The following is a 24,520-nucleotide window of genomic DNA, read 5'->3' as shown; positions in this document are numbered from 1 at the left end:
AAGCTTCGACGACGCTTGTGGGACGGTAACGTCCCCGCCATCTCGCGCATCGCCAAAAGCAAAAAGGCCGCGCGAGGCGGCCTTTCCTTGCATCCACCGAAGCGGATGCCCACAAGCACTCGTGGCGATTAACGCTTCGAGAATTGCTTGCGACGGCGGGCTTTGTGGAAGCCAACCTTCTTACGTTCGACTTCACGGGCATCGCGCGTAACGAAGCCTGCGCTCGACAGCGTCGGCTTGAGCGTCGCGTCGTAGTCGATCAGTGCACGGGTGATGCCGTGACGAACCGCACCGGCCTGACCCGTTTCACCGCCGCCCGAGACGTTGACTTTGATGTCGAACGTTTCGCCGTGGTTGGTCAGTTCGAGCGGCTGACGAACGATCATCAGCGACGTTTCACGAGCAAAGTACTCTTTGATCGGCTTGCCATTGACGATGATATCGCCCTTGCCAGCCTTGATGAACACACGAGCCACTGCGCTCTTGCGACGGCCGGTGCCGTAATTCCAATCGTTTTTGAACATGGCTGGCCCTTAGATCTCGAGCGACTTCGGTTGCTGCGCTTCGTGCGGATGGTTGCCGTCGGCGTACACCTTCAGCTTCTTGATCATCGCGTAGCCCAGCGGACCCTTCGGCAGCATGCCCTTCACGGCCTTCTCGAGCGCACGGCCCGGGAAACGCTCTTGCATCTTGCCGAACGTGGTTTCGTAGATACCGCCCGGGTAACCGGTGTGACGGTAGTACTTCTTGTCAGTTTGCTTTGCGCCCGTAACTTTCAGCTTGGCAGCATTGACGATGATGATGTAGTCACCAGTATCAACGTGCGGCGTAAATTCAGGTTTGTGCTTGCCGCGCAGACGGCGTGCCACTTCGCTGGCGACACGGCCGAGGACTTTGTCCGTCGCGTCAATCACAAACCATTCGCGCGTCACCTCTGCCGGCTTAGCGGAAAACGTCTTCATGATCGATCCAAATAAAATGCGTTTGCCCCATTAACACCAACTTCCTGCTTGTCTGCCGGCCGCGTCCTTGCGACTCGAGGTCACATGGCGCAGTCCTGTGCTTGCAGGCTCTCCCTGATGCTTTTTCCGTGGGCATTTCCGGAAAAGCCGTTGATTATACAGAAAAATCACCCCACCGGTAAACGACGTTTCCGGCAGCACAAAAAAAAACCCGAACCTCAATGGGTCCGGGTTAAATCCACCAAAGGAGGAGGGTGGAGGAGACACTTGCAGCGTTGCTGTGAAGCACAACAACCAATGACTGAAGTGTAGCAAACGGTATGGTGCAACGCAAGAAAATCTATAGTGCGAAATGCAATACCATAATATGAAATAGCGCATAAACGGACGTCATCACAAAAATTCATTAAAAATCAGCGAGATAACACTTCCAAGCATCTTCTACAGCATCGTCCTCTAGAAGGCAAAACCTAAATTTAGGGTTTATCCCCCTCAAAACCCGATCAAAAAAGCGCCAATATTGCGATGCAACAACCTGAGGCGCGATTGGCGGTCACTCAGGTTTGAGGCGGCGTCGTACGCAGGTTCTCGGAAGCCGCTACAATTTTTGCTTGAATGGGATATCGGGGTTTCGAAATATGGAATGCAAGGTTAGCTGGATGGGCCCGGGCGGCATGTCCTTCGTCGCACAGACGGGCAGCGGACACATTGTCGCGATGGACGGCGCACCGGAAGGCGGCGGCAACAATCTCGCGCCGCGTCCGATGGAGATGGTGCTGGTCGGCACCGGCGGATGCACGGCGTACGATGTGGTGATGATCCTCAAGAAGAGCCGCGCGGACATCAAGGATTGCAGCGTGACGCTCAAGGCCGAGCGCGCCAGCGAAGACCCCAAGGTCTTTACGAAGATCCACTTCCACTTCACCGTGACGGGCCGCAATCTGAACCCGAGCGCCGTGGAGCGCGCGGTGACGCTCTCCCACGACAAGTACTGCTCGGCGTCGATCATGCTCGCGAAGACGGCTGAGCTCACGCACAGCGTCGAGATCGTGGAAGGCTGACAGCGACAGTCGCCGCCGACGCGGCATACGCGGTGGTGGCAGGCGCTGAAACACAAAAGGCTCCCGAGGGAGCCTTTTGCATTGTGTTCGGATGCAGAGCCAGCCGATAAGCCGGATTCTGTGAACGCGACTCGCGCCGCGCCTGACAATCATTCCTCTAGGCGACGCATCACTGCGCCGCTCAAGCTTCCTACCCGCAGGCTCCCGGGGGCCCCGTTGCCGACACACGCACGAGGCGCATGCCGCTCACCTGCCTATTTGGAATTGCTCCGGGTGGAGGTTACCGTGCCGTGTGCGTTGCCGCACGCCGCGGTGCGCTCTTACCGCACCGTTTCACCCTTACCTGATCCCCTGACTTGCGCCAGAGGCCATCGGCGGTCTGTTCTCTGTTGCCCTGTTCCGCGTCTCGCGACGGATGGCCGTTAGCCATCACCCTGCCCTATGGAGTCCGGACTTTCCTCCCCCTCCCCGAAAGGAGGCGGCGATTGTCTGGCCGACTCTGCGGGCCGAAGTGTATCACGGGGTCGCATGTCGACGCTGAGGCTTTCCCGGCGTTGGCGACACCTCCATCCCGCGCTGCCACGAGGGCTGTCCGGTCAGTCTGGCAGTCAACGCGACGGCGTCAGTCCGCGCGTGCCCGCTCGCGCCGCCCGGAACGGAAGACGGCGACGTCCCGATAAAACGCCGGATCGTCGTTCGCAGGCCACCACCCTGGGATACCCAAGACCGGCAGCGGCGAGAAATCACGCGTCGTGAGGCAGGCGGATGCCAGCGTCGGGGCGATCTGCGCGTCGAGCCATTCACGCCGTCGCGCGTCCGGCCATTCGAAGTAAGTCTGAGGAACGTCGACGATCCACGCGTGCGCGGTCACCGACTTGTAAGGCGTGACCAGCTTTTCCAGCAAGGCATGCCCGAACGGCTGCACTTCGCAGGCTCGCCCCCAGTCGGCACGACGCGCCACGAACAACGTCTGCCAGTCGAACGCCCGCAACGCCGCACCGAGCGCGCCATCGCTGCAAGCAAATACGACGGCATTCTCATCAAACAGCGTTGCAGCGTCGCGTGTCGCGCCTCGGGTGGATTGCACGCCGTCAGCCGCAATGGCCGACGACTGACGCGCATTGAGCGCCGCCTTGCCGCCCGGAAACGTCAGCCAGATCAGCGCATTGAAGAAGTCGTGGAGGTTCCGGCGGGTCGGCACGCCACCGGTGGACGCAATGAACGCCTCATAGGCGACACCGGCGGGCAGCTCGTCCTGCGCGACGAAGCGAAGCGCCCGGCCCTGCCCGCTGACCAGACCGGCGTTCGCGGCCAGCGACGACAGCGCACCGCGCCAGTCGTCGCCAGCCAGCGCCGCCTGAGCTGGCGCCGCCACCGCGCTAAACCATGGCGCACGCCAGTCGATCTCGGGCAGTTCGGATGTCGTGCCCGCCGAATTCAGCGGATTCAGCGGACTCGACGACACGCGCTCATGCCTCGACATCATCTAAACCACAGCCAACCGACGGCCGACCTCAGCCCTTGAACTTCCAGCCGATCACTTCACCACCACGCAGCGGCACGACGGTCTGATCGCCCATCGGCAGTTCCGCCGGCAGCGTCCAGTCTTCGCGCACCAGCGTGACCTTGTCTGCATTGCGCGGCAGCTCGTAGAAGTCCGGGCCGTAGAAGCTCGCGAACGCTTCGAACTTATCGAGGGCACCCGCCTTGTCGAACGCCTCGGCGTACAGCTCCACCGCGTGCAGCGCCGTGTAGCAACCGGCGCAGCCACATGCCGCTTCCTTCACGCCCCGGGCATGCGGCGCGCTGTCGGTACCGAGGAAAAAGCGCGGGCTGCCCGACGTGGCGGCCTTCACGAGGGCTTCGCGATGCGTCTCGCGCTTGAGTACCGGCAGGCAGTAATAGTGCGGACGAATACCGCCCGTGAAGATAGCGTTGCGGTTGTACAGCAGGTGGTGCGGCGTGATCGTGGCGGCGATCGGGCCTTCGGCAGACGCGACGTATTCGGCGGCGTCCTGCGTCGTGATGTGCTCGAATACGACCTTCAGTCCCGGGAAGTCACGGCGCAGCGGCGACATCACTTTGTCGATGAACACCTTTTCACGATCGAAGATGTCGATGTCCGAACTCGTCACCTCACCGTGCACGAGCAGCGGCATGCCAACGTCCTGCATGGCTTCGAGCGCGCCACGGCACTTGGCCAGATCGGTCACGCCGGCGTCCGAATTCGTGGTTGCACCGGCCGGATAGAGCTTCACGCCGTGGACGAAGCCCGACGCCTTCGCGCGACGGATCTCTTCAGCGGGCGTGTTGTCGGTGAGGTAGAGCGTCATGAGCGGCTCGAACGTGTTGCCGGCCGGGCGTGCGGCGAGAATGCGCTCGCGATACGCGGCCGCGTGTTCGGTCGTGGTGACCGGCGGCTTCAGGTTCGGCATGATGATCGCGCGGCCGAATTGGCGGGCGCTGTCGGGCAGCACGCTCTTGAGCACGTCGCCATCGCGTACGTGCAAGTGCCAGTCATCGGGACGGGTGATAGTCAGTTCGGTGCTCATGGGCGTTTTCCGGGGGCAGGAGGGACGTCTAGCCCAATGCGACCGTAGCTGCGAAGTGCGAATGAGTGACGCGCCGACGCGACGGACCGCCTGGGCGGGAATGTACGTGCACAGAGGCCGGTGCTATGCTTCTGTAACCCCACATTGTAACGGTTGCGGCGCTCAGACACGACGTGCGCAGCCAATCATCGATTTGCCCGTCCCATGTGCCAACTGCTCGCAATGAATTGCGCGGAACCGACCGACATCACGTTCTCATTTACCGGTTTCGCGGCGCGTGGGGGCGGCACGGATCACCATGCCGACGGTTGGGGTATCGCATTCTTCGAGGACAAGGCCTGCCGCCTGTTCATCGATCATCAGGCCGCGGCCAACTCGCCCATCGCAGAACTGGTCAAGAAGTACCCGATCAAGTCCAAGAACGTCATCGCGCACATCCGCAAGGCCACGCAAGGCATCGTCGAGCTGGAGAATTGCCACCCATTCCAGCGCGAGCTATGGGGACGCCACTGGATCTTCGCCCACAACGGCGACCTGCACGATTACGACCCGTTCCTCTCGGGCGTCTATCAACCGGTGGGCACGACGGACAGCGAGCGCGCCTTCTGCGACATCATGCAGGGCCTGCGCAAGCGCTTCCCCGGCTCGCAACCGCCGCTCGACGAGCTGTTCCACGCGATGGAAGACATCACGCGCACAATCACGCGCCACGGTGTGTTCAACTTTGTGCTCTCGAACGGTCAGGCCCTGATCGCGCACTGCTCGACCCGACTGCATTTCATCGCCCGTCAGTGGCCGTTCACGAAGGCGCACCTGATCGACGCCGACTGGGAGATCGATTTCGCCAAGTTCACCACCCCGGCCGACCGCGTCGCGGTGATCGCGACGGCACCGCTCACCGATAACGAAGTCTGGACGACGTTCGAACCGGGCGAACTCATTCTGTTTGAGAAAGGCGCGCCGACGCTGCGCACCGTGGTGCCGATTCCGGAAGCGGTCCGTCTGCGCAACGCGCAAAACACGGCCTGCCAGTAATCGAGTGACTGCGGGCGGCCTCGCCACGCGGTGTGTCTCTCGCATCGACGCATAAAAAAAGGTTCATTGAGCATTACCGGGGAAGGCGGCGCGGATTTTGAGGAAGAAGTATTCCTGGTCTCGGTAGCCGTAGGCGCGCCGCTTAATGACCTTGATAGTGTTGTTAATGCCCTCAACGATGCTGGTGTTTAGACGATGTCGGCATCTGGCCAGGATGCCATGCAGATAGCCTTTCAGACGCTGAGCGAAGGTGTTCAAGGGGGCTATTCCGCTTTGCTCGGCCTGCTCGCACCAGTGGTGCCAGGCTTGTTTTGCCCAGGCAGGTCTTCGGTAGAACCAGAGCCGCTTGAGTTCGTCCCTCAGGACATAGACCGTCAGCAGCGGCTGGTTGGCTTGCAGCAATTCGTCGAGCCGGACGGCCTGCTGCCGGTCTAGCTTGTCGCGGTTGCGCAATAACAGCCAGCGGCTCGATTTGATGACCCGGCGCGCGGGACGGTCCTGGCGCAGTTGGTTGGCCTGATCCACGCGCACCCGATCAATGACCTCTCGTCCGTACTTGGCCACGACATGGAACAAGTCATAGACGATCTCCGCCCGTGGGCAGTGGGCCTGGATTTCTAACTCGTAGGCCGTAGTCATGTCGATGGCTACGGCCTTGATGCGTTGGGCGACCCCACGCGGCAATTGCTCGAAGAACGCCCGAGCCGTCTCGCGTGAGCGTCCTGGGCCGATCCACAGCACCTGCCTGCTGATCGGATCGACGACTACCGTCGCGTACCGATGCCCTTTATGCAGGGCGAACTCGTCCATCGCTAAATACTCGATCCTGGACCAATCCGGTTCGCGCACTGACGCTCGGAGCCGGGCCTTGTCCAGCGTCTTGACGGTATGCCAACCCAGCTCGAAGAACCTCGCCACCGCCTGCACGTTGCTCGATTGCAGCAATTGGCTGCAGGCCGCCGCAAGCCGATCCGTCACCCGCTGGTAGCGACCCAGCCAAGTAAGCCGCTCCAGGCGCGGGCCACCGCATTGCTCACACAACAAGCGCCGGCGTGGAACATGAAGAACAACCCGGTACTCAAATAACGGCAGATCTCGCACCCGGCGCACCGTGGTCTCATGGACCTGGCGACATCGTGCGCCGCACTGCTCGCACAGCATCACCTTGGCGGTTGGCTTCAAATAGATCGACAGCGTGCGCCCTGTGCCCTCGGGCCACTCCACGCGTTCGACGGCATAGCCCTGCCAGCCTCCCAGCGACTCCAGCAGCTTGCGATCCAGCATCTCCACGCACTCCTGATGGCAAATTCCTGCCATCAAGAGTACGAAAACTTGTCAAATCCCTCCACGCTATTGCGCGATGAACCTAAAAAAAGCGTGCCCGAAGGCACGCTTTTTTCATTCCGGCACCAATAACGATCAGTGCAGGATCTTGGCCAGGAAATCCTTGGCGCGATCCGTCTTCGGATTCGCAAAGAACGCGTCCTTCTGATCGTCTTCGACGATCAGGCCCTGATCCATGAAGATCACGCGGTTGGCGACCTTCTTGGCGAAGCCCATTTCGTGCGTGACCACCATCATGGTCATGCCTTCCTGCGCCAGTTCGACCATCACGTCGAGCACTTCGTTGATCATTTCCGGGTCGAGCGCCGAGGTCGGCTCGTCGAACAGCATGGCGATCGGATCCATGCACAGGGCACGGGCGATAGCCACACGCTGCTGCTGACCACCCGAGAGCTGGCCCGGGAACTTGTGAGCGTGCGCCTTCAGGCCCACGCGCTCAAGCAGCTTCAGACCCTTTTCCGTGGCGTCGTCCTTCTTGCGACCGAGCACCTTGACCTGTGCGAGCGTCAGGTTTTCGGTGATCGACAGATGCGGGAACAGTTCGAAGTGCTGGAACACCATGCCAACGCGCGAGCGCAGCTTGGCCAGGTTCGTCTTCGGATCTGCGACCGACGTGCCATCGACGATGATCTCGCCTTGCTGAATCGGCTCCAGACCGTTGACGGTCTTGATGAGCGTGGACTTGCCCGAACCCGACGGGCCGCACACCACCACGACTTCACCCTTCTTGACTTCAGTGGAGCAGTCCGTGAGCACCTGGAACTGGCCGTACCACTTGGAGACGTTTTTAAGGGTAATCATTTCGCCAACCTCTTTTGAAGACGTTTAACCAACATCGAAACCGTGAAGCAGATCACAAAGTAGACCGCCCCGGCAAACACAATCATGGCAGGCAGCGTGCCGTCACGCTGACCGACCGAATACGCCATGCCGAAAAAGTCGGACAGGGCGATCGCGTACACGAGCGAAGTATCCTGGAACAGAATAATGCCCTGCGTGAGCAGCAGCGGCACCATGTTGCGGAACGCCTGCGGCAGCACCACGAGGCCCATCGCCTGCCAGTACGACATGCCCAGCGCGAAAGCGGCGGACATCTGACCGCGCGACACGCTCTGAATACCGGCGCGGATAATTTCCGAATAGTACGCCGCTTCGAACAGCGAGAAGGCCACGAGCGCCGAGACCATCCGGATATCCCACGTCGGCGGCACGTCGAGCAACGAACGCAGCACCTGCGGCACGATCAGGAAGAACCACAGCAGCACCATCAGCAGCGGAATCGAGCGGAACACGTTCACGTACAGATCCGCGAACCACTTGAGCGGCGCCACGCCCGACAGACGCATCATCGCGAGCAGCGTGCCCCAGATGATACCGACGACCACGGCCAGCGCAGTCACCTGCAACGTGGTGATCATGCCCTTGACGAGCAGAGGCCACGCGTCGACGACACCGCCCCATGCAAAGATCTCGAACATTATTTGCCCCCGATGTAGCCCGGCAGGCGGGTCTTGGCTTCGATGAAGCGCATGAGCACCAGCACCGCGATGTTGATGATCATGTAAGCCACCGTGATAACGATGAACGACTCGTAGCTATGCGCCGTGTAGTCGATGAGCTGCTTGCCCTGGCCCGTGAGTTCGAGCAGGTTCACCGTCGAAATCACAGCCGAGTTCTTGAAAATGTTGACGAATTCCGACGTAATCGGCGGAATCACCACACGGAACGCGACCGGCAGCAACACGAAGCGGTAAGTCTGCGGGAGCGTGAGCCCCATCGCGAGACCGGCATTCTTCTGGCCCTTCGGCAGAGAATTGATACCGGAGCGTACCTGTTCGCACACCCGTGCCGCCGTGAACAGTCCCAGACCGATCACACCGGTGAGCAGCGAGACGTTGGAGGGATTGAGCGAGAACAGCCACTGGCGAACGGCTTCCGGCAGGAAGTCGGGGGCCACGTAATACCAAAAGAACAACTGCACGAGCAGCGGGATGTTCCGGAACAGTTCGACGTAAGCCGCTGCAAATCCGGAAATCCATTTGTTAGGGATGGTGCGCATCACCCCGAGCACGGAGCCGATGACGAGCGCAATGATCCAGCCGCCGAGGCCGACCTCAAGCGTGAGCTTGAGCCCCGAGAGCACCCAACCGAAGTAGGTGCTGTTCTCACCGGTAGCCACCGGCTGGAAGAAAAAACTGAAATCGAGACCGAAAGCCATGATCTCCCCTCTTCTACTTGTCTTGCTTAAAAAGAAGCGGAAGGATTGACTCCTTCCGCTTCGGACTTACCTGCTTACGCCGGACGAATCAGCGAGCCTGGCGGCTTACTTTGCGCCGTTGACTTCTGCGCTGTCGTTCGGATTCTTCCACAGGGCAGCCATTTCAGCCGACGGTGCGAAGTCCATGTTCACACCACCCAGTGCCGGAATCGGCTGTTGGAACCACTTGGCGTAGTCCTTCTGTGCCTGACCCGACTTTTGGTAATCGGCAACGGCCTTGTCCACCACCTTCTTGAACGCCGGATCGTCCTTGCGCATCATGCAGCCGTAGGCTTCGTACGAAGCGGCCTTGCCGACAATGCTGTAGTCCTTGGCATCCTTGAACTTGGCACGTTCGCCTGCGAGCAGTGCGTCGTCCATCATGAACGCCACGGCACGACCCTGATGCAGCGTGATGGCGGCTTCGCCGTGATCCTTGGCGCTGATGATGTTCATGCCCAAGTTGTCTTTCTGATTCATCTCGCGCAGCAGACGCTCAGACGTCGTGCCAGCCGTCGTGACGACGTTCTTGCCCTTCAGGTCGGCGAAATCCTTCACGCCCGACGAGGTCTTCGTCAGCAGACGCGTGCCGATGATGAAGAACGTGTTCGAGAAGGCAGCCTGCTTCTGACGGTCCGCGTTGTTCGTGGTCGAACCGCACTCGATGTCGATCGTGCCGTTCTGAACCAGCGGAATGCGGTTCTGCGACGTAATCGGCGTCTGCTTGACGTCCAGCTTCGCGAGCTTCAGGTCTTTCTTGACTTCAGCAACGATCGCCTGAGCGACGTCGTTGGCATAACCGACAACATTGTGGTTGTTGTCATAGAACGAGAACGGGATCGACGATTCGCGATGTCCCAGCGAAATGATGCCCGTGTCCTTGATCTTCTTGAGGGTACCGGCTTCCTGAGCCTGAGCAGCACCTGCCATCAGGCCAACACAGCACATCGCCAACGCAATTTTCGAGAGGGTCATTCCTTGGTCTCCTTGGCAAAAACGAGTGCATTTTAGCACTGCAATTACCGATTTTTTTATTCTCGATTGTTCGGAACGAGCGTCTTTTTTGACGTAACTCGCCCCGAACGTTCCTTTTTACGCACGAATGCGTATTACTACTTAGCAGGACTATACCCTATCGATCAGGGGTACAGACCGCGCATTTCACGCGCTTGCAGAATACGGCTACACGCGACGATGAATGCCGCTGTACGCAGCGAAACCTGATGCTCCTGCGCCACGTGCCACACGCCGTCGAATGCCTCGCGCATGATGCGCTCCAAACGCTGGTTGATCTCTTCCTCGGTCCAGAAGAAGCTCGAGAAATCCTGCACCCATTCGAAGTACGACACCGTCACACCACCGGCGTTGGCGACCACGTCCGGCACCACAAGAATGTTCTTGCTACGCAGGATGTCGTCCGCAGCCGTCGTGGTCGGGCCGTTGGCGCCTTCCACCACGACCTTGGCGCGGATCTGGTCGGCGTTCTTCTCGGTAATCTGGTTTTCCAGCGCGGCCGGGATCAGGAATTCGCAGTCGAGCGACCAGAACTCTTCATCCTTCATGGTTTCCGCTGCCGGGAAACCGCCCACGCCGCCGGTCTCGGCCACGTGCTTGAGCAGGTTCGGCACATCGAGGCCGTCCGACTTGTAGATCGTGCCGGTGTGATCCTGCACGCCGATGACATGTGCGCCCGCTTCATGGAACAGGCGGGCAGCGATACCGCCCACGTTGCCGAAGCCCTGCACGATCACGCGCGCACCGCGCACATCCATGCCCAGGCGGCGGGCTGCTTCGCAGCTCACCACGAACACACCGCGGCCGGTCGCTTCGCGGCGACCCAGCGAGCCACCCAGCGAAATCGGCTTGCCGGTCACGACGCCCGTGGCGGTGGAACCCTCGTTCATCGAGTAGGTGTCCATCATCCACGCCATGATCTGCTCATTGGTGTTGACGTCCGGTGCCGGAATGTCCTTCGTCGGTCCGATGATGATGTTGATTTCGCTGGTGTAGCGGCGCGTCAGACGCTCCAGTTCGCCGCGCGAAAGCTTGCGCGGGTCGACGCGGATACCGCCCTTGGCGCCGCCGTAGGGCACGTTCACCGCGGCGTTCTTGACCGACATCCAGGCCGACAGGGCCATGACTTCGGACAGCGTCACGTCCTGGTGGAAACGCACGCCGCCCTTACCGGGGCCACGCGAAGTGTTGTGCTGAACGCGATACCCCTCGAAGTGGGCGATGGTGCCGTTGTCGAGTTCGATCGGGCAGTCGACCACGAGAATACGCTTCGGGCGCTTGAGGGTTTCGACCCAGCGCGAGAGCGAACCGAGGTAGGGGGTAACGCGGTCGACCTGTTGGAGGTAATTACCCCACGGACCGAGGTGTTCGGCGTCGAGGTAAGAGGGCAAGGCATGTGACGTTTGAGACATCGTTGGATTCTCCGGCTTCAATCTGCACCGCCGACACACACCGCGCCAGCGACACGAATGGCTGGCACTTTACAAAGAACCCCGATTAACAATCCAATGCCGAATAAACATGCATCTATGCATTTCCTGCATAGATATGAGGTCCCCGTCTTTTTCCCGGTACGTCAGGCAAGTGGTCGTGATTGCCCGTCAACGGTGGCCTCCTTACCGGATGCGAATCCCCCTTTGCGCCCTGAAGCCCTACTGCATATCCGGTCTATTGAGGCTGTCTATTTCCTAGCCTTTGACCTGATCCCGAACGGCCTGCCAGAAGGCTTCGACGACGTCGCGCTTGGCGCGCTCGCGGCGGTTGCTCGCGTCCGTATGAGCGAGCCGGTCGCGATACAGACGGATTTCCATGTCCAGATGCCAGGGCGTCGCGGCTTTGCCCTGCGGCGCGAGGTCGATCAGTTCGCCGCGCGCCACCGAGTCGACCACCGCGCTCTCGGGCAGGAACGCCACGCCGTGTCCGGCGAGCACCATCGCTTTGAGCGCTTCCGCCATGTCCGTTTCGTAGACCTTGTCCAGATGCGGACGGCTGGACACATCCCCCACGAGCAGATCGGCCATCCGGCCGAGGTAGGCGTTGGACGTATAAGCCAGGTACGGCACCGGCGCTTCGGGGGTTCCGGGCAACTTGAAACGGGCGCGCTTTTGCGCGGCCGGGGCGCTGTACGGACTGAAGCGCTCACTGCCGAGCACGATCATCTCGTAGCGCGCCGAGTCGAGCTGCAGCGGCTGGCTCGGGTGGTAGTAGCACATCAGAAGATCGCAGCCGCCGTCGGTCAGCGACATGGCCGCGTCGTGCACGTTGAGCGCACGCAGACGGCTGCGCAGCAAGCCCTGACGCTTCTCCAGCAACTTGAGCCAGCGCGGGAAGAACGTCATGGAGAGCGTGTGGGGGACGGCGAAGTCGATCACCGAATGGTCGGCGGAGCGTTGTTCGCGAAGCAGCGCGCGGGCTTCCTGCGCCTGCGCGAGCAAGGTCAGCGCCTGCTCGTAGAAGACCTCGCCGGCGGGCGTGAGGCGCGTCGGATAGCTGGACCGGTCGATAAGTTCGCTGCCCAGCCACGCTTCGAGCGACTGGATACGCCGCGAGAACGCGGGCTGCGTCACGTGACGCAATTCCGCAGAGCGGCTGAAACTGTTCGTCTTGGCGAGGGACACAAAGTCCTCGAGCCACTTGATTTCCATGCGGTGCTCCCGCGCAGGCGATGTCAGTGCGCCAGTCTACTCAATCGCCTGCCGGGATGACAGACCCGTGTCTGTCATCCCCACGCAGAACTGCGCACACTCAGGCCCGGTCGCGCTCAGGACACCACCGTGGCGAAATGCGATGCCTCGGCATCCCCTTCCCCGCCGCGACGCTGCTGCTGCAACGCCCACATCTGTGCGTAGAGGCCTTCGGCGTGCAGCAACTGATCGTGCGTACCGCGCTCCACGATGCGTCCCTTGTCGAGCACGATGATCTGCGCCGCATGCACTACCGTCGAGAGACGGTGCGCGATGACGAGCGTCGTCCGCTCGCGTGCGATGTTGCGCAACTCCGTCTGAATCGCCTGTTCCGAGCGCGAATCGAGTGCCGACGTCGCCTCGTCGAAAATCAGAATATGCGGATTCTTGAGGATGGTCCGCGCAATCGCCACGCGCTGCTTTTCACCGCCGGAAAGCTTGAGTCCACGCTCGCCGACCATCGACTCGTAACCGGCGGGCAGACTTTCGATGAAGTCGTGAATGTGTGCGGCGCGCGCGGCGGCAATCACCTGCTCACGCGATGCGGACGGATTGCCGTACGCGATGTTGTAGTAGATGGTGTCGTTGAACAGCACCGTATCCTGCGGCACGATGCCGATGGCGGCGCGCAGCGAATCCTGCGTGACGTGGCGAATGTCCTGAGCGTCGATGGAAATGCGTCCGCCGTCGAGTCCCGGGAAGCCTACGTCGTAGAAGCGGAACAGCAGACGCGACAGCGTCGATTTTCCCGAGCCGCTGTGGCCGACGACAGCGGTCGTCGTGCCCGCCGCAATGGTGAAATCGACGTCGTGCAGTATCTGGCGCGTCGGCTCGTAACCGAAGTTCACGTGTTCGAATCGCACGGTGCCGCCATTGCATACCAGCGGTTGCGCGCCCGGCGGATCGGCCACCTCGCGATTCACGTCGAGCAGCGTGAACATGCGATCCATGTCGGTCATTGCCTGCTTGAGCTCGCGATAGATCACGCCGAGGAAATTCAGCGGAATGTAGAGCTGCAACATGAACGTGTTAACCAGCACGAGATCGCCGAGCGTCATGCGCCCGCTCATCACGCCCTGCGTGGCATGCCACAGAATCAGAATCAGCCCGCTGGCGATGATCACCTGCTGGCCGAAATTCAGCACGGAGAGCGAGTTCTGCGAGCGGATCGCGGCCGCGCGATAACGCTTGAGGTTCTCGTCGTAGCGCTGCGTCTCGAAGGCTTCGTTGCCGAAGTACTTCACCGTCTCGTAGTTGATGAGCGAATCGATGGCACGGGCATTGGCCTTCGAATCGAGTTCGTTCATCGTGCGACGAAAGTGTGTGCGCCACTCCGTGACCTTCACCGTGAAGGTGATGTAGAACACGAGCGCCACGAGCGTGACGACGGCGTAGAACGCTTCGTAGCGCACGACGAAGAAGCCGAGCACCAGCGCGACTTCGATGAGTGTGGGGAGAATGCTGTAGAGCGAGTACGAGATCATCGACTGGATGCCTCGTGTGCCCCGCTCGATGTCGCGGCTCATGCCACCCGTCTGCCGCTCCAGATGGAACCGCAAGGACAGCGCGTGCAGATGTCGGAACACCTTGAGCGCGATCTGACGCACGGCGCTTTCCGTCACCTTCGAAAACAGGATTTCGCGCAGTTCTGTGAAGAGCGACGTCGACAGGCGCACCACGCCGTAAGCGATCACCAGCATGCCAAGGCCACCCACGACGATCAGGCTAGGATCGTTCGTGGCACGCGCCGTGGCCGAGAGCGACGCCACCGGGCCAAGGGCGTCGACGATGTGCTTCATGATGACCGGCACGCCGAGATTGGCGACCTTCGCCAGTATCAGGCACGACAGCGCCAGCGTGACGCGGCCGCGAAACGCCATCAGATAGGGAATCAGGGATTTGATGACCTGCCAGTCGCCGCGCGCCGGTCTGGCGGCATCGGGCTTGCCGGAGGCTGCCGGCGCGGGCTCGGCCGGAGTAAAACGTCTCATGGTGGGGGTGGGGCGGCGTCCGGCTCGGGAGAGGGCTTTCCGCTAGAATCGTCGATGACGTATTTTCGCAGAACCCGGCGACGCGCGCTGAACCGCGCCAAATCGACGCCGGCCGGCTTTCCCGCTCTAGCAAGGAACCTCATGAGTACCCCGACCCCTGCCCTCACGGCCCTGCCCGAAGAAAAAGAACTGGCGTTGCGCGTGATGCCCATGCCCGCCGACGCCAACGCCCATGGCGACGTCTTCGGCGGCTGGATCATGTCACAGGTCGACATCGCCGGATCGATCCCCGCTGCACAACGCGCCAACGGCCGTGTGGCGACCATCGCCGTCAATTCGTTCCTGTTCAAGGAGCCGGTCTTCGTAGGCGACTTGCTCAGCTTCTACGCGACCATCGTCAAGACGGGCAACACGTCGATTACCGTCTATGTCGAGGCGTACGCCCAGCGCATGCGCCTGTCGCACGAGATCGTCAAAGTGACCGAGGCGATGGTGACGTACGTGGCGACCGACGAAGACCGCCGTCCGCGCCCGCTGCCGAAGCTCGACGCCGTCAGTTGAGTCTCCGGGACGGTGACCTCGTGCGACCGTCCGACAGGTGCCACACATAAAAACGCCGCACGCCTCGCGAATCGGGGGCGTGCGGCGTTTGTCTTTTCACCGCATGGACCGACGGTCCGAGGGCGGCAGACCTTACGAAATCCTGGTGAAATCCGGCTTGCGCTTCTCGAAGAAGGCGGTGAAGGCTTCCCGGGCCTCGGGCGACAGCAAACGCTTGGCGAACTCGACGCCCTCCTCGCCAATGCGTGCCTGTACGTCGCTTGCGCCGTCAGCCTTCATCAGTTGCTTGGTCACGCGCAGCGACCCGGCAGGCATGGCGGCCAGTTGCGCAGCACGCTTCGCCGCGAACGCTGCCAGCTCGGCGGCGGGCACGATCCGATTGACGAAGCCCATCGCGACCGCTTCGTTCACATCGAACGGCTCACCGAAAAGCAGCTTCTCGGCGGCGCGCTGATAGCCCGACACACGCGGTAGCAGCCAGCTCGACGCCGCCTCCGGACACAGCGCCAACTGGGAGAACGGCAGCGCGAAACGGGCCGAATCGGCCGCGTAGACCACGTCGCAGTGCAGCAGCATCGTCGTGCCCACACCGACGGCATTGCCCGCCACGGCGGCCACGACCGGCTTGGTCGCCTGACTGATCGCACGCAGGAACTGGAACACGGGGGCGCTCTCGTCCCTGGGAGGATTTTTCAGAAAATCTTCGAGGTCGTTGCCCGCCGAGAAGGCTTCGGGCTGGCCCTGAATCAGGATCACGCGCAGCGACGCGTCGTCTTCGGCTTCGTTGATCCCGTCGGCGAGCGCCTGATACATGTCGGCGGTGATCGCGTTTTTCTTCTGAACGCGGTTGAGCGTGAGCACCTGCACCGCGCCCTGACGCTGCACCAATACGTCTTCCATCGTGTGTGTCTCCTCGGTGTCTCAATAGCGACAGATGACGACGCCGGGGGCAGCCACGCATTCGCGAAACCGCACCCCGGCGTCCTGAGCCGTCGTCAATCGTAGTGTCTGACGTGCCGCCCGCGCACCGACGGCATCCGCTGACTTACATGCGCTCGATGATGCCCGCCGCGCCCATGCCGGTGCCCACGCACATCGTCACCATGCCGTACTTCAGATTGTGACGGCGCAGCGCGTGCACCACGGTCGCAGCGCGGATCGCACCGGTCGCGCCCAGCGGGTGACCCAGCGCAATGGCGCCGCCCATCGGGTTGACCTTGCTGGTGTCGAGGTCCAGATCCTTGATGACGGCGAGCGCCTGCGCGGCGAACGCTTCGTTCAGTTCGATCCAGTCCATGTCCTGCTGGCTCAGCCCTGCGGCACGCAGCGCCGCCGGAATCGCTTCCTTCGGTCCGATGCCCATGATCTCGGGCGGCACGCCGCGTACGGCGAACGACACGAAACGCGCGAGCGGCGTGAGGTTGAACTGCTTGAGGATCTTTTCGCTCACGACGAGCAGCGCACCCGCGCCGTCCGACGTCTGCGAGCTGTTACCGGCCGTCACCGACCCCTTGTTAGCGAACACGGGACGCAGCTTGCCCAGCCCTTCGATGGACGTGTCGGGACGCGGACCTTCGTCGAGCGAGAGCGTGCGCGTCTTGACCGACACTTCGCCGGTTGCGAGATTCGGGAAACGCTCGACGATCTCGATCGGCGTGATCTCGTTCGTGAACTCACCGGCTTGCTGGGCCTTGATCGCCTTCTGGTGCGAGGCCAGCGCGAAGGCATCCTGCGCTTCGCGGGTCACGCCCCACTGCTGCGCGACCTTCTCGGCGGTCAGGCCCATGCCGTAGGCGATGCCCACGTTCTCGTCGCGCTCGAAGATCGACGGCGAGAGCGACGGCGTGTTGCCCATCATCGGCACCATGCTCATGCTTTCGATGCCGCCAGCGATCATGGCGTCGGCCTCACCCACACGAATACGGTCGGCCGCCATCGCGAGTGCGGTCAGGCCCGAGGCGCAGAAACGGTTGACGGTAACACCGCCGACCGTATTCGGCAGTCCCGAGAGCAGCGCACCGATACGCGCCACGTTCAGGCCCTGCTGGGCTTCGGGGATGGCGCAGCCGATGATCGCGTCCTCGATGACCTTCGGATCGAGATCCGGCACCTGAGCGAGTGTGCTCTTGAGGATGGTCGCGAGCAGATCGTCCGGACGCGTGTTCTTGTAGCTGCCCTTGGGTGCCTTGCCGATCGGCGCACGCGTGGCGGCAACGATATAGGCGTCTTGCAGTTGTTTGCTCATGTCAGTCTCCGGTCGGCTTAGTTGCGCACCGGCTTGCCGGTCTGCAGCATGCCCATGATGCGTTCCTGGGTCTTCGACGTGCCCAGCAGTTCGATGAAGGCGCGACGCTCAAGCGCCAGCAGCCATTCTTCGTTCACGAGGCTGCCCGCTTCGACGTCGCCGCCGCACACGGCTTCGGCAATGCGCGAGGCGATCAGGAAGTCGTGCGCCGAGATGAAGTTGCCGTCGCGCATATTCACGAGCGACGCCTTGATCGTCGACACGCCCGAGCGGCCTGCCACCGGAATGCCTGCCGGCTTGAGCGGCGGACGGTAACCGGCCACCGACAGCGCGCGCGCTTCGTTGCGGGCGACCGACAGCAGTTCGTGCACGTTGTAGACGATGGTGTCCGACGGCTTGAGATAGCCCATGTCGCGGGCGTCGAGCGCGGAGGCCGAGACCTTCGCCATCGCGGCGTTGGTGAACGACTTCGTCACGAACTGCAAATACTGGACGCTACCGGCGGCGGTAGCCGCTTCGGCCGCGCGGATCGCCGCTTCCTTAAGGCCCCCGCCGCCCGGCACGAGGCCGACGCCGACTTCCACGAGACCGATGTAGCTCTCCAGCGCCGCCACGCGCTTGGCGCTATGGAGCAGCAGTTCGCAGCCACCGCCCAGCGCGATGCCGGACACGGCCGAGACGACCGGCACCTGCGCATACTTCACACGCATCATGCCGTCCTGGAACTTCTTGATGAACGGCTCGGTCCCCTTGGCGCCGCCCATCATGAAAGCGGGCATGGCGGCTTCCAGATCGGCCCCGGCAGAGAACGGACCGCCCGGCGCGCCGAGCTTGAGCGACGTCGGCTGCCACACGACCACGCCGCGATACTGCTGCTCGGCCAGATCGATGGCGCGCGTCAGACCGTCGATGACGTCCGGCCCGATGGTGTTCATCTTCGTCTTGAACGAGACGATCAGCACGTCGTCCTGGCCCGGGGTCTCGTCGACCCACAGACGCACGGCGTCGGTCTCTTCGATGGTCTTGCCGAACTTGCGCGGATCGGCGCTGGCCTCACCCACGAGCGAGGCCGGGAACACCTGACGCTGATACACCGGCAGCGTGCTGCGCGGCACGAAGGCGTCCTTTGCCGGATTGTACGAGCCTTGCGCGGTGTGAACGCCACCGGCTTCGGCCACTTTACCGCCCGTCACCCACTTGGGCAGCGGGGCGTTCGACAGAGCCTTGCCCGCGTCGATGTCTTCCTGCACCCACTGGGCGATGTCCTTCCAGCCCGCCGCCTGCCAGTCTTCGAACGGGCCCGTGGTCCAGCCGAAGCCCCAGCGGATCGCGAAGTCGACTTCGCGTGCGTTATCGGCGATCTGCTCCAGATACACGCCGATGTAATGGAAGACGTCGCGGAACACGGCCCACAAGAACTGTGCCTGCGGGTTGGTCGACTCGCGCAGCAGACGCAGACGCTCCGCCGGTGCCTTCTTCAAAATGCGCGCGACCATTTCGTCGGCCTTCTTGCCCGACTCGACGTACTCACCCGTTTGCGGGTCGAGCACCTTGATGACCTTGCCTTCCTTCTTGTAGAAGCCCGCGCCGGTCTTCTGGCCGAGCGCGCCCTTCTCGACCAGTGCCTTGAGCACAGGCGGCGTAGCGTACGTCGGGGCGAACGGGTCGTCCTTCAGGCCGTCCTGCATCGTCTTGATGACGTGCGCCATCGTGTCCAGACCCACCACGTCTGCGGTGCGGAACGTGGCCGACTTGGCGCGACCGAGCTTGCTGCCCGTCAGGTCGTCGACGACGTCGAACGGAATGCCGAACTTCTGCGCCTCGGCGAACACCGCCAGAATCGAGAAGACACCGACACGGTTCGCGATGAAGTTCGGCGTGTCCTTCGCACGCACCACACCCTTACCGAGCGTGGACGTGAGGAACGTTTCGAGCTGATCGAGGATCTCCGGCGCGGTCGTTGCGGTCGGGATCAACTCGACCAGATGCATGTAACGCGGCGGGTTGAAGAAGTGCACGCCGCAAAAACGTGCCTTCAAATCGGCGTCGAAGCCTTCCGAAAGTTCGGTGATCGACAGGCCCGACGTGTTCGACGCGAAGATCGCGTGCTTGGCCAGATGCGGCGAAACCTTCTTGTACAGGTCGTGCTTCCAGTCCATACGCTCGGCGATCGCTTCGATCACCACGTCGCAGCCAGCGAGCTTTTCGAGGTCGTCCTCGTAGTTCGCGGCTTCGATGTATTGTGCGTCGGCCTTGTCGGCGAACGGCGCAGGGCTCAGTTTCTTCAGGCTCTCGATGGCGCGCGTGACGACGCCATTCTTCGGGCCTTCCTTGGCCGGCAGATCGAACAGTACGACGGGCACTTTCGCGTTGACGAGGTGCGCGGCAATCTGCGCCCCCATCACGCCGGCGCCGAGCACGGCGACCTTGCGTACGACCAGGGGTTTGTTGGTTTGGCTCACGGTGATCTCCTCCGCTCTCAGAACAGGTCGACGTCGACTTCCATCAGCGTCTTCGCGCCGGCACGGGCCATGCGAATTTGCGACGCGGTCTCCGGCAGCAACTTGGCGAAGTAGAAGCGCGCCGTGGCAAGCTTCGATTCGTAGAACTTGTCGCCGCTGCCTTGCTTGTCCAGTGCAATACGTGCCATGCGCGCCCAGAAGTACGCGAAGACCAGATGGCCGACCACGCGTTGATACGGCACGGACGCCGCACCCACTTCATCCGGATTGGCCATTGCCTTCATGCCGATTTCCATCGTCAGCTTCTGGACCTTGTCACCGATATCCGCGAGCGGATTGATGAACTCCTGCATCTCTTCCTTGGTGCCTTCGGCTTCTACGAAGTCCGACACGAGCTTGCCGAACTTCTTGAGCTTCGCGCCCATGTCGCCAAGCACCTTGCGGCCGAGCAGGTCGAGCGCCTGAATCGAATTGGTGCCTTCGTAGATCATGTTGATACGCGCATCGCGCACGTATTGCTCCATGCCCCACTCGGAGATGAACCCGTGACCGCCGTAGATCTGCATGGCATGGTTCGTGCACTCGAAAGCGTTGTCCGTGAGGAACGCCTTGATGATCGGCGTGAGCAGCGCGACGAGGTCGGCCGCTTCCTTACGCTCGGCTTCGTCGCCGTGCGACAGTTCCTTGTCGATGTGCAGCGCGGTCCAGTACGAGAACGCGCGACCGCCTTCCACATAGGCCTTCTGCGTGAGCAGCATACGACGCACGTCCGGGTGCACGATGATGGGATCGGCGGGCTTGTCCGGTGCCTTCGGGCCGGTGAGCGAGCGCATCTGAATGCGTTCCTTCGCGTACACCAGCGAGTTCTGATAGGCGACTTCGGTCAGCCCCATGCCTTGCATGCCAACGCCCTGACGCGCCGCGTTCATCATCACGAACATGGCGTTCAGGCCCTTGTTCGGTTCGCCGACGAGCCAGCCCTTCGCGTCGTCGAGGTTCATCACGCACGTGGCGTTGCCGTGAATGCCCATCTTGTGTTCGATGGAGCCGCACTTGATGCCGTTGCGTTGGCCCGGTGCGCCGTTCGCATCGGGGATGAACTTCGGCACGACGAACAGCGAGATGCCCTTCGTTCCCGGCGGCGCGTCCGGCAGACGTGCCAGCACGAGGTGGACGATGTTGGCGGCCATGTCGTGCTCGCCCGCCGAGATGAAGATCTTGGTGCCGGAAATGGCGTACGAACCGTCGCCATTCGGCTCGGCTTTCGTGCGCAGCATGCCCAGGTCGGTGCCGCAGTGCGGCTCGGTCAGGCACATCGTGCCCGTCCATTCGCCCGAGACGATCTTCGGCAGATAGGTGGCTTGTTGTTCGGGGGTACCGTGGGCGTGCAGACACTCGTAAGCGCCGTGCGACAGGCCGGGATACATCGTCCATGCCTGGTTGGCCGAGTTGAGCATTTCGTACAGGGCGTTGTTCACGACCTGCGGCAGTCCCTGACCGCCGAATTCCGGATCGCACGCCAGGGACGGCCAGCCGGCTTCGACATATTGCTCATAGGCCGCCTTGAAGCCCGTGGGCGTCGTGACGACGCCATCGCCTTCGTATTTGCAGCCTTCGCGGTCCCCCACCTGATTGAGCGGGAAGACGACTTCGCTACAGAACTTGCCGGCTTCTTCGAGCACCTGATTGATGGTGTCGGCATCGATGTCCGCGTGCTTGGGCATCGCCTTCAATTCGTTTTCCACGCCCAGCAGTTCGTGCATGACGAATTGCATGTCGCGCAGCGGCGCGTTGTACTGTCCCATGACCTACTCCTCCGAACAAATCGAATCGAATCGCGGACGGCTCGCGCCTCACCCGCGCTGATAAGACGAAATCAGTTTTTCCAGTGCCACCCGGGTCATGTCGACGGCGCCGGGGTCCCGAAGGAAGCGCGCGTCGTGATGCAGGCCGAGTGTCAGGCTGTACATTTCAAAGAGCATCAGGCGCGGATCGGTGTCCGGGCGCAGATGCCCCTCCTCCTTCGCTTGCGTAATCGCGCGCAGCAGGGCGGACCGCCACAACTGCACGCTTTTCACCAAGGCTTCGCGCACCGGACTGGCCGCACGATCGTCATACTCGACAGCGCCGCTGATATAGATGCAGCCCGTCGTTACTTCGCGAATCCGCTTATCCATCCAGCGATCCACCAGCGCTCTGAGTCGCGGCAGGCCGCGCGGCGCCTCCATGCTGGGAGCGAACACTTCTTCATCGAAGCGCCGGTGGTATTCCATCAGCACTTCGATCTGCAAATCCTCGCGCGACCCAAAGTGCGCGAAGACACCGCTCTTGCTCATTTGCATACGATCGGCCAGCAAGCCGATCGTCAGCCCCTCAAGCCCATCCCGCCCCGCCAGTTCAAGCGCGGCATTCAGGATCGCGGCACGTGTCTGTTCACCCTTTCGCATATGTTTTGCATCGCTTTGGTTATCCGTTCTTCGATGCTAACCAAAAAATCGAACGGCCGTCCTATTATTGGGAAACGTCCATGGGGTAACAAGGAATTTATTAGATCGGAATACCTAATCGGTATTGCATGCGGACCCCGGCCCGGCGGGCGCGGGCAGGCGCTTGGGGAGGGGCGGACGCCGCTCAGTCGTACTTGCCGCGCGTGAGCAGTTTCATCGTCAGGCGATAGAGCCGGTAGGCCATCCACTGACGCAAGCGCCGCCAGCGCGAGCGTTCGCCGTAACGCTCCGGATCGATCAGGTGCGCCTCCCCGAACGCGCGACGAATATGGTCGCGCAGCTCGATGACAACGGGATCGTCGAGCACCACGACATTGGCTTCGTGATTCAGAAACAGGGACAGCGCGTCGAGATTCGACGAGCCGACCGTCGCCCAGACATCGTCCACCACCGCCACCTTGCCGTGTAACTGGCGCATGTCGTACTCACCGATGCGCACTCCGGCGTCGAGCAGCTTCGCGTACAGCCACGGCACCGCCATGTCCAGCAGACGGAACTCCTTGCGGCCGATGAGCAGATGCACCGACACGCCGCGTCTGGCGGCCTGCGTGAGGGCGCGTCGCAGACGTCGTCCCGGTACGAAGTACGGATTGGCGAGCCACACCTCGTGACGCGCCCGTCCCAGCGCCATCAGATAGGCCTTCTCGACCGCGCGACGATTGTGGAGGTTGTCTTGCGCGACGAAGGCCGCCTGCCCCGGATAGGGTGCATGCAAACGCCCGCGCAGACCGCGCCGACGATGGCGAAACGGCGTGCCGAGATACCCCGGCGCGAGACGCAACCACTGGAAGTGAAACGCCGCCACGATCTCGGCGACGATGGGCCCCCGACACTGCACGGCGAAGTCCCAGCGCGGATCGTCCATGCGCGTGCCGCCACCACCGTTGTGGTCGTCGATGATGTTGATGCCCCCCACGAACGCCACCGTGTGATCGACGATCGCGATCTTGCGATGCGTACGCGAGAAGCCGAACTTGCCGAAAAGCCGGGGGTTGTAGATGCGGTGCGCCACGCCCGTTTCACGCCACGCGTCGAAGTACGGCAAGCGCCGGCTCGTGCCGATGCCGTCTGTGATCACCCGCACCTTGACGCCGCGTTGTGCCGCGCGTTCAAGCGCGGCGCTGACGCTCTGCCCGGCATCGTCGGCTTCGAAGATGTATGTCTCCAGCGCCACATCATGCTCGGCGCGATCGATGGCGTCGATGAGGGCGGTGAAGTAGTTCGCGCCGAGATAGAGCAGTGCCAGTTCGTTGTCGCGGGAGAACGGCAGATATTTGCTCATCGGCTGGGCGCGGGGACGATGGGCACGCAGGACATGGGGCGGACGATCAGCGCACGCGCAACGGCAACTGCCTGATGGCGTCGCCGTTCGAGGGAGAGAAGCAACGCTCGGCGGCCGCTTCCCACGGCAACCAGACATAGTCGACGTGCTCGCGCGGCGAGAGCGTCACGACCGTGTTCTGCGGGACACACAAGCCGAACCAGTGTTCGGTGTTGCGCGTGACGCCCGGTGCGTAGCGATGCGCCCAGCGCGGATAGATGTTGTACTGAATCTCGTGATGCCAGTCGGTCAACGCGGCATCGGGCACGGGTGTGCCGTTGGCCACGCGAATGCCGGTCTCCTCGAAGACTTCGCGCGCGGCGGTCTCGAGCAGCGGCTCGTCGAGCCGATCCTTGCTACCGGTGACGGACTGCCAGAAATTCCCCGCATCGGCACGCTCGATGAGCAGCACGTCGAGCGCCGGCGTATAGATCACGACCAGCACGGATTCGGGAATCTTGAAGGGTTTCATGCAGGCAACGGAGTTCAGGCAGCGATGATGCATTGTATAGGGCCTGCGCGAC

General features: G+C 62.1%; 22 protein-coding genes and 1 other RNA gene. 3 read left to right on the top strand and 20 right to left on the bottom strand.

Annotation, left to right across the window (positions count from 1 at the left end; genetic code table 11):
* Window positions 1-128: 128 nt before the first annotated feature.
* Together rpsI and rplM are read right to left on the bottom strand one after the other, a co-directional pair.
* Entirely contained in the window at window positions 129-524 is a 396-nt protein-coding gene (gene rpsI / locus MB84_RS04300) for a 30S ribosomal protein S9 (protein ID WP_046290885.1), read from the bottom strand.
* 9 nt (window positions 525-533) lie between these two features.
* The gene (gene rplM, locus MB84_RS04295; RefSeq protein WP_010805091.1) at window positions 534-962 is read right to left on the bottom strand and encodes a 50S ribosomal protein L13; all 429 of its coding nucleotides are present in this window, start codon (window positions 960-962) and stop codon (window positions 534-536) included.
* A gap of 638 nt (window positions 963-1,600) precedes the next feature.
* Here rplM and MB84_RS04290 point away from each other — a divergent pair.
* A complete protein-coding gene (locus tag MB84_RS04290; RefSeq protein WP_046290884.1) occupies window positions 1,601-2,023 on the top strand; it encodes an OsmC family protein in 423 nt (140 codons plus the stop codon).
* 91 nt (window positions 2,024-2,114) lie between these two features.
* Here the strand turns inward: MB84_RS04290 and rnpB are convergent.
* The 3 genes from rnpB to pyrC form a co-directional block, all read right to left on the bottom strand.
* An RNA gene (gene rnpB / locus MB84_RS04285) (RNase P RNA component class A) lies at window positions 2,115-2,524 on the bottom strand.
* Window positions 2,525-2,645: 121 nt separating this feature from the next.
* Window positions 2,646-3,488: a DUF3025 domain-containing protein gene (locus MB84_RS04280; RefSeq protein WP_046290883.1), complete on the bottom strand. Its 843-nt coding sequence runs from the start codon at window positions 3,486-3,488 to the stop codon at window positions 2,646-2,648.
* Window positions 3,489-3,537: 49 nt separating this feature from the next.
* On the bottom strand, window positions 3,538-4,575 hold the full coding sequence (pyrC, locus tag MB84_RS04275) for a dihydroorotase (RefSeq protein WP_046290882.1): 1,038 nt from the start codon (window positions 4,573-4,575) through the stop codon (window positions 3,538-3,540).
* 204 nt (window positions 4,576-4,779) lie between these two features.
* On the opposite strand from pyrC, the gene MB84_RS04270 reads away from it, so the two are divergent.
* Complete coding sequence (locus tag MB84_RS04270; protein ID WP_046290881.1) at window positions 4,780-5,610, top strand: class II glutamine amidotransferase; 831 nt, start codon at window positions 4,780-4,782, stop codon at window positions 5,608-5,610.
* A gap of 63 nt (window positions 5,611-5,673) precedes the next feature.
* Here MB84_RS04270 and MB84_RS04265 read toward each other — a convergent pair whose 3' ends face one another.
* The 8 genes from MB84_RS04265 to MB84_RS04230 all read right to left on the bottom strand — a co-directional run bounded on the left by MB84_RS04265 (window position 5,674) and on the right by MB84_RS04230 (window position 14,900).
* On the bottom strand, window positions 5,674-6,894 hold the full coding sequence (locus MB84_RS04265) for an ISL3 family transposase (RefSeq protein WP_046289972.1): 1,221 nt from the start codon (window positions 6,892-6,894) through the stop codon (window positions 5,674-5,676).
* A 135-nt stretch (window positions 6,895-7,029) separates the two neighbouring features.
* Window positions 7,030-7,755 carry an amino acid ABC transporter ATP-binding protein gene (locus MB84_RS04260; RefSeq protein WP_046290880.1) on the bottom strand — a complete coding sequence of 242 codons (726 nt, stop codon included), beginning with the start codon at window positions 7,753-7,755 and terminating at the stop codon, window positions 7,030-7,032.
* A complete protein-coding gene (gltK, locus tag MB84_RS04255; protein ID WP_039396146.1) occupies window positions 7,752-8,432 on the bottom strand; it encodes a glutamate/aspartate ABC transporter permease GltK in 681 nt (226 codons plus the stop codon). Before gltK ends, MB84_RS04260 begins: the two co-directional genes overlap by 4 nt.
* Window positions 8,432-9,172, bottom strand: a complete 741-nt coding sequence (locus MB84_RS04250; RefSeq protein ID WP_046290879.1) for an amino acid ABC transporter permease — start codon at window positions 9,170-9,172, stop codon at window positions 8,432-8,434. Before MB84_RS04250 ends, gltK begins: the two co-directional genes overlap by 1 nt.
* A 105-nt stretch (window positions 9,173-9,277) precedes the next feature.
* Window positions 9,278-10,186, bottom strand: coding sequence for a glutamate/aspartate ABC transporter substrate-binding protein (locus MB84_RS04245; protein WP_046290878.1), 909 nt, complete (start codon window positions 10,184-10,186; stop codon window positions 9,278-9,280).
* A 164-nt stretch (window positions 10,187-10,350) separates the two neighbouring features.
* On the bottom strand, window positions 10,351-11,637 hold the full coding sequence (locus MB84_RS04240) for a Glu/Leu/Phe/Val family dehydrogenase (protein ID WP_039396137.1): 1,287 nt from the start codon (window positions 11,635-11,637) through the stop codon (window positions 10,351-10,353).
* Window positions 11,638-11,913: 276 nt separating this feature from the next.
* Entirely contained in the window at window positions 11,914-12,870 is a 957-nt protein-coding gene (locus MB84_RS04235) for a LysR family transcriptional regulator (RefSeq protein ID WP_046290877.1), read from the bottom strand.
* Between the two features lie 116 nt (window positions 12,871-12,986).
* Window positions 12,987-14,900 carry an ABCB family ABC transporter ATP-binding protein/permease gene (locus MB84_RS04230; RefSeq protein ID WP_046290876.1) on the bottom strand — a complete coding sequence of 638 codons (1,914 nt, stop codon included), beginning with the start codon at window positions 14,898-14,900 and terminating at the stop codon, window positions 12,987-12,989.
* Between the two features lie 141 nt (window positions 14,901-15,041).
* Here MB84_RS04230 and MB84_RS04225 point away from each other — a divergent pair, with 141 nt between their 5' ends.
* Window positions 15,042-15,461: an acyl-CoA thioesterase gene (locus tag MB84_RS04225; RefSeq protein ID WP_046290875.1), complete on the top strand. Its 420-nt coding sequence runs from the start codon at window positions 15,042-15,044 to the stop codon at window positions 15,459-15,461.
* Window positions 15,462-15,593: 132 nt separating this feature from the next.
* On the opposite strand, the gene MB84_RS04220 is transcribed toward MB84_RS04225, so the two are convergent.
* From MB84_RS04220 to nudB, 7 genes are all read right to left on the bottom strand, one after another.
* Entirely contained in the window at window positions 15,594-16,361 is a 768-nt protein-coding gene (locus MB84_RS04220; protein WP_046290874.1) for an enoyl-CoA hydratase, read from the bottom strand.
* Window positions 16,362-16,506: 145 nt separating this feature from the next.
* On the bottom strand, window positions 16,507-17,706 hold the full coding sequence (locus MB84_RS04215; protein WP_046290873.1) for an acetyl-CoA C-acyltransferase: 1,200 nt from the start codon (window positions 17,704-17,706) through the stop codon (window positions 16,507-16,509).
* A gap of 17 nt (window positions 17,707-17,723) precedes the next feature.
* Complete coding sequence (locus tag MB84_RS04210) at window positions 17,724-20,108, bottom strand: 3-hydroxyacyl-CoA dehydrogenase/enoyl-CoA hydratase family protein (RefSeq protein WP_046293399.1); 2,385 nt, start codon at window positions 20,106-20,108, stop codon at window positions 17,724-17,726.
* Between the two features lie 77 nt (window positions 20,109-20,185).
* Window positions 20,186-21,973, bottom strand: a complete 1,788-nt coding sequence (locus MB84_RS04205; RefSeq protein ID WP_046290872.1) for an acyl-CoA dehydrogenase C-terminal domain-containing protein — start codon at window positions 21,971-21,973, stop codon at window positions 20,186-20,188.
* A 48-nt stretch (window positions 21,974-22,021) separates the two neighbouring features.
* Window positions 22,022-22,615 carry a TetR/AcrR family transcriptional regulator gene (locus MB84_RS04200; RefSeq protein WP_046290871.1) on the bottom strand — a complete coding sequence of 198 codons (594 nt, stop codon included), beginning with the start codon at window positions 22,613-22,615 and terminating at the stop codon, window positions 22,022-22,024.
* Between the two features lie 184 nt (window positions 22,616-22,799).
* A complete protein-coding gene (gene clsB, locus MB84_RS04195) occupies window positions 22,800-23,957 on the bottom strand; it encodes a cardiolipin synthase ClsB (RefSeq protein ID WP_052652934.1) in 1,158 nt (385 codons plus the stop codon).
* 46 nt (window positions 23,958-24,003) lie between these two features.
* Window positions 24,004-24,468 (bottom strand): dihydroneopterin triphosphate diphosphatase, encoded by a 465-nt coding sequence (gene nudB / locus MB84_RS04190; RefSeq protein WP_046293397.1) that lies wholly within the window; start codon window positions 24,466-24,468, stop codon window positions 24,004-24,006.
* Window positions 24,469-24,520 lie beyond the last annotated feature (52 nt).

This window comes from Pandoraea oxalativorans (genome assembly GCF_000972785.3).
Taxonomy (GTDB): Bacteria; Pseudomonadota; Gammaproteobacteria; order Burkholderiales; family Burkholderiaceae; genus Pandoraea; species Pandoraea oxalativorans.
Note: the sequence above shows the minus strand (reverse complement) of the source record. Positions and strands in the feature narration are given on the sequence as shown.

Coding starts and splice junctions, on each gene's coding strand:
- rpsI (WP_046290885.1), bottom strand. CDS start 524: ATGTTCAAAAACGATTGGAATTACGGCACCGGCCGTCGCAAGAGCGCA.
- rplM (WP_010805091.1), bottom strand. CDS start 962: ATGAAGACGTTTTCCGCTAAGCCGGCAGAGGTGACGCGCGAATGGTTT.
- MB84_RS04290 (WP_046290884.1), top strand. CDS start 1,601: ATGGAATGCAAGGTTAGCTGGATGGGCCCGGGCGGCATGTCCTTCGTC.
- pyrC (WP_046290882.1), bottom strand. CDS start 4,575: ATGAGCACCGAACTGACTATCACCCGTCCCGATGACTGGCACTTGCAC.
- MB84_RS04270 (WP_046290881.1), top strand. CDS start 4,780: ATGTGCCAACTGCTCGCAATGAATTGCGCGGAACCGACCGACATCACG.
- MB84_RS04265 (WP_046289972.1), bottom strand. CDS start 6,894: ATGCTGGATCGCAAGCTGCTGGAGTCGCTGGGAGGCTGGCAGGGCTAT.
- MB84_RS04260 (WP_046290880.1), bottom strand. CDS start 7,755: ATGATTACCCTTAAAAACGTCTCCAAGTGGTACGGCCAGTTCCAGGTG.
- gltK (WP_039396146.1), bottom strand. CDS start 8,432: ATGTTCGAGATCTTTGCATGGGGCGGTGTCGTCGACGCGTGGCCTCTG.
- MB84_RS04250 (WP_046290879.1), bottom strand. CDS start 9,172: ATGGCTTTCGGTCTCGATTTCAGTTTTTTCTTCCAGCCGGTGGCTACC.
- MB84_RS04245 (WP_046290878.1), bottom strand. CDS start 10,186: ATGACCCTCTCGAAAATTGCGTTGGCGATGTGCTGTGTTGGCCTGATG.
- MB84_RS04240 (WP_039396137.1), bottom strand. CDS start 11,637: ATGTCTCAAACGTCACATGCCTTGCCCTCTTACCTCGACGCCGAACAC.
- MB84_RS04235 (WP_046290877.1), bottom strand. CDS start 12,870: ATGGAAATCAAGTGGCTCGAGGACTTTGTGTCCCTCGCCAAGACGAAC.
- MB84_RS04230 (WP_046290876.1), bottom strand. CDS start 14,900: ATGAGACGTTTTACTCCGGCCGAGCCCGCGCCGGCAGCCTCCGGCAAG.
- MB84_RS04225 (WP_046290875.1), top strand. CDS start 15,042: ATGAGTACCCCGACCCCTGCCCTCACGGCCCTGCCCGAAGAAAAAGAA.
- MB84_RS04220 (WP_046290874.1), bottom strand. CDS start 16,361: ATGGAAGACGTATTGGTGCAGCGTCAGGGCGCGGTGCAGGTGCTCACG.
- MB84_RS04215 (WP_046290873.1), bottom strand. CDS start 17,706: ATGAGCAAACAACTGCAAGACGCCTATATCGTTGCCGCCACGCGTGCG.
- MB84_RS04210 (WP_046293399.1), bottom strand. CDS start 20,108: ATGGGGGCGCAGATTGCCGCGCACCTCGTCAACGCGAAAGTGCCCGTC.
- MB84_RS04205 (WP_046290872.1), bottom strand. CDS start 21,973: ATGGGACAGTACAACGCGCCGCTGCGCGACATGCAATTCGTCATGCAC.
- MB84_RS04200 (WP_046290871.1), bottom strand. CDS start 22,615: ATGCGAAAGGGTGAACAGACACGTGCCGCGATCCTGAATGCCGCGCTT.
- clsB (WP_052652934.1), bottom strand. CDS start 23,957: ATGAGCAAATATCTGCCGTTCTCCCGCGACAACGAACTGGCACTGCTC.
- nudB (WP_046293397.1), bottom strand. CDS start 24,468: ATGAAACCCTTCAAGATTCCCGAATCCGTGCTGGTCGTGATCTATACG.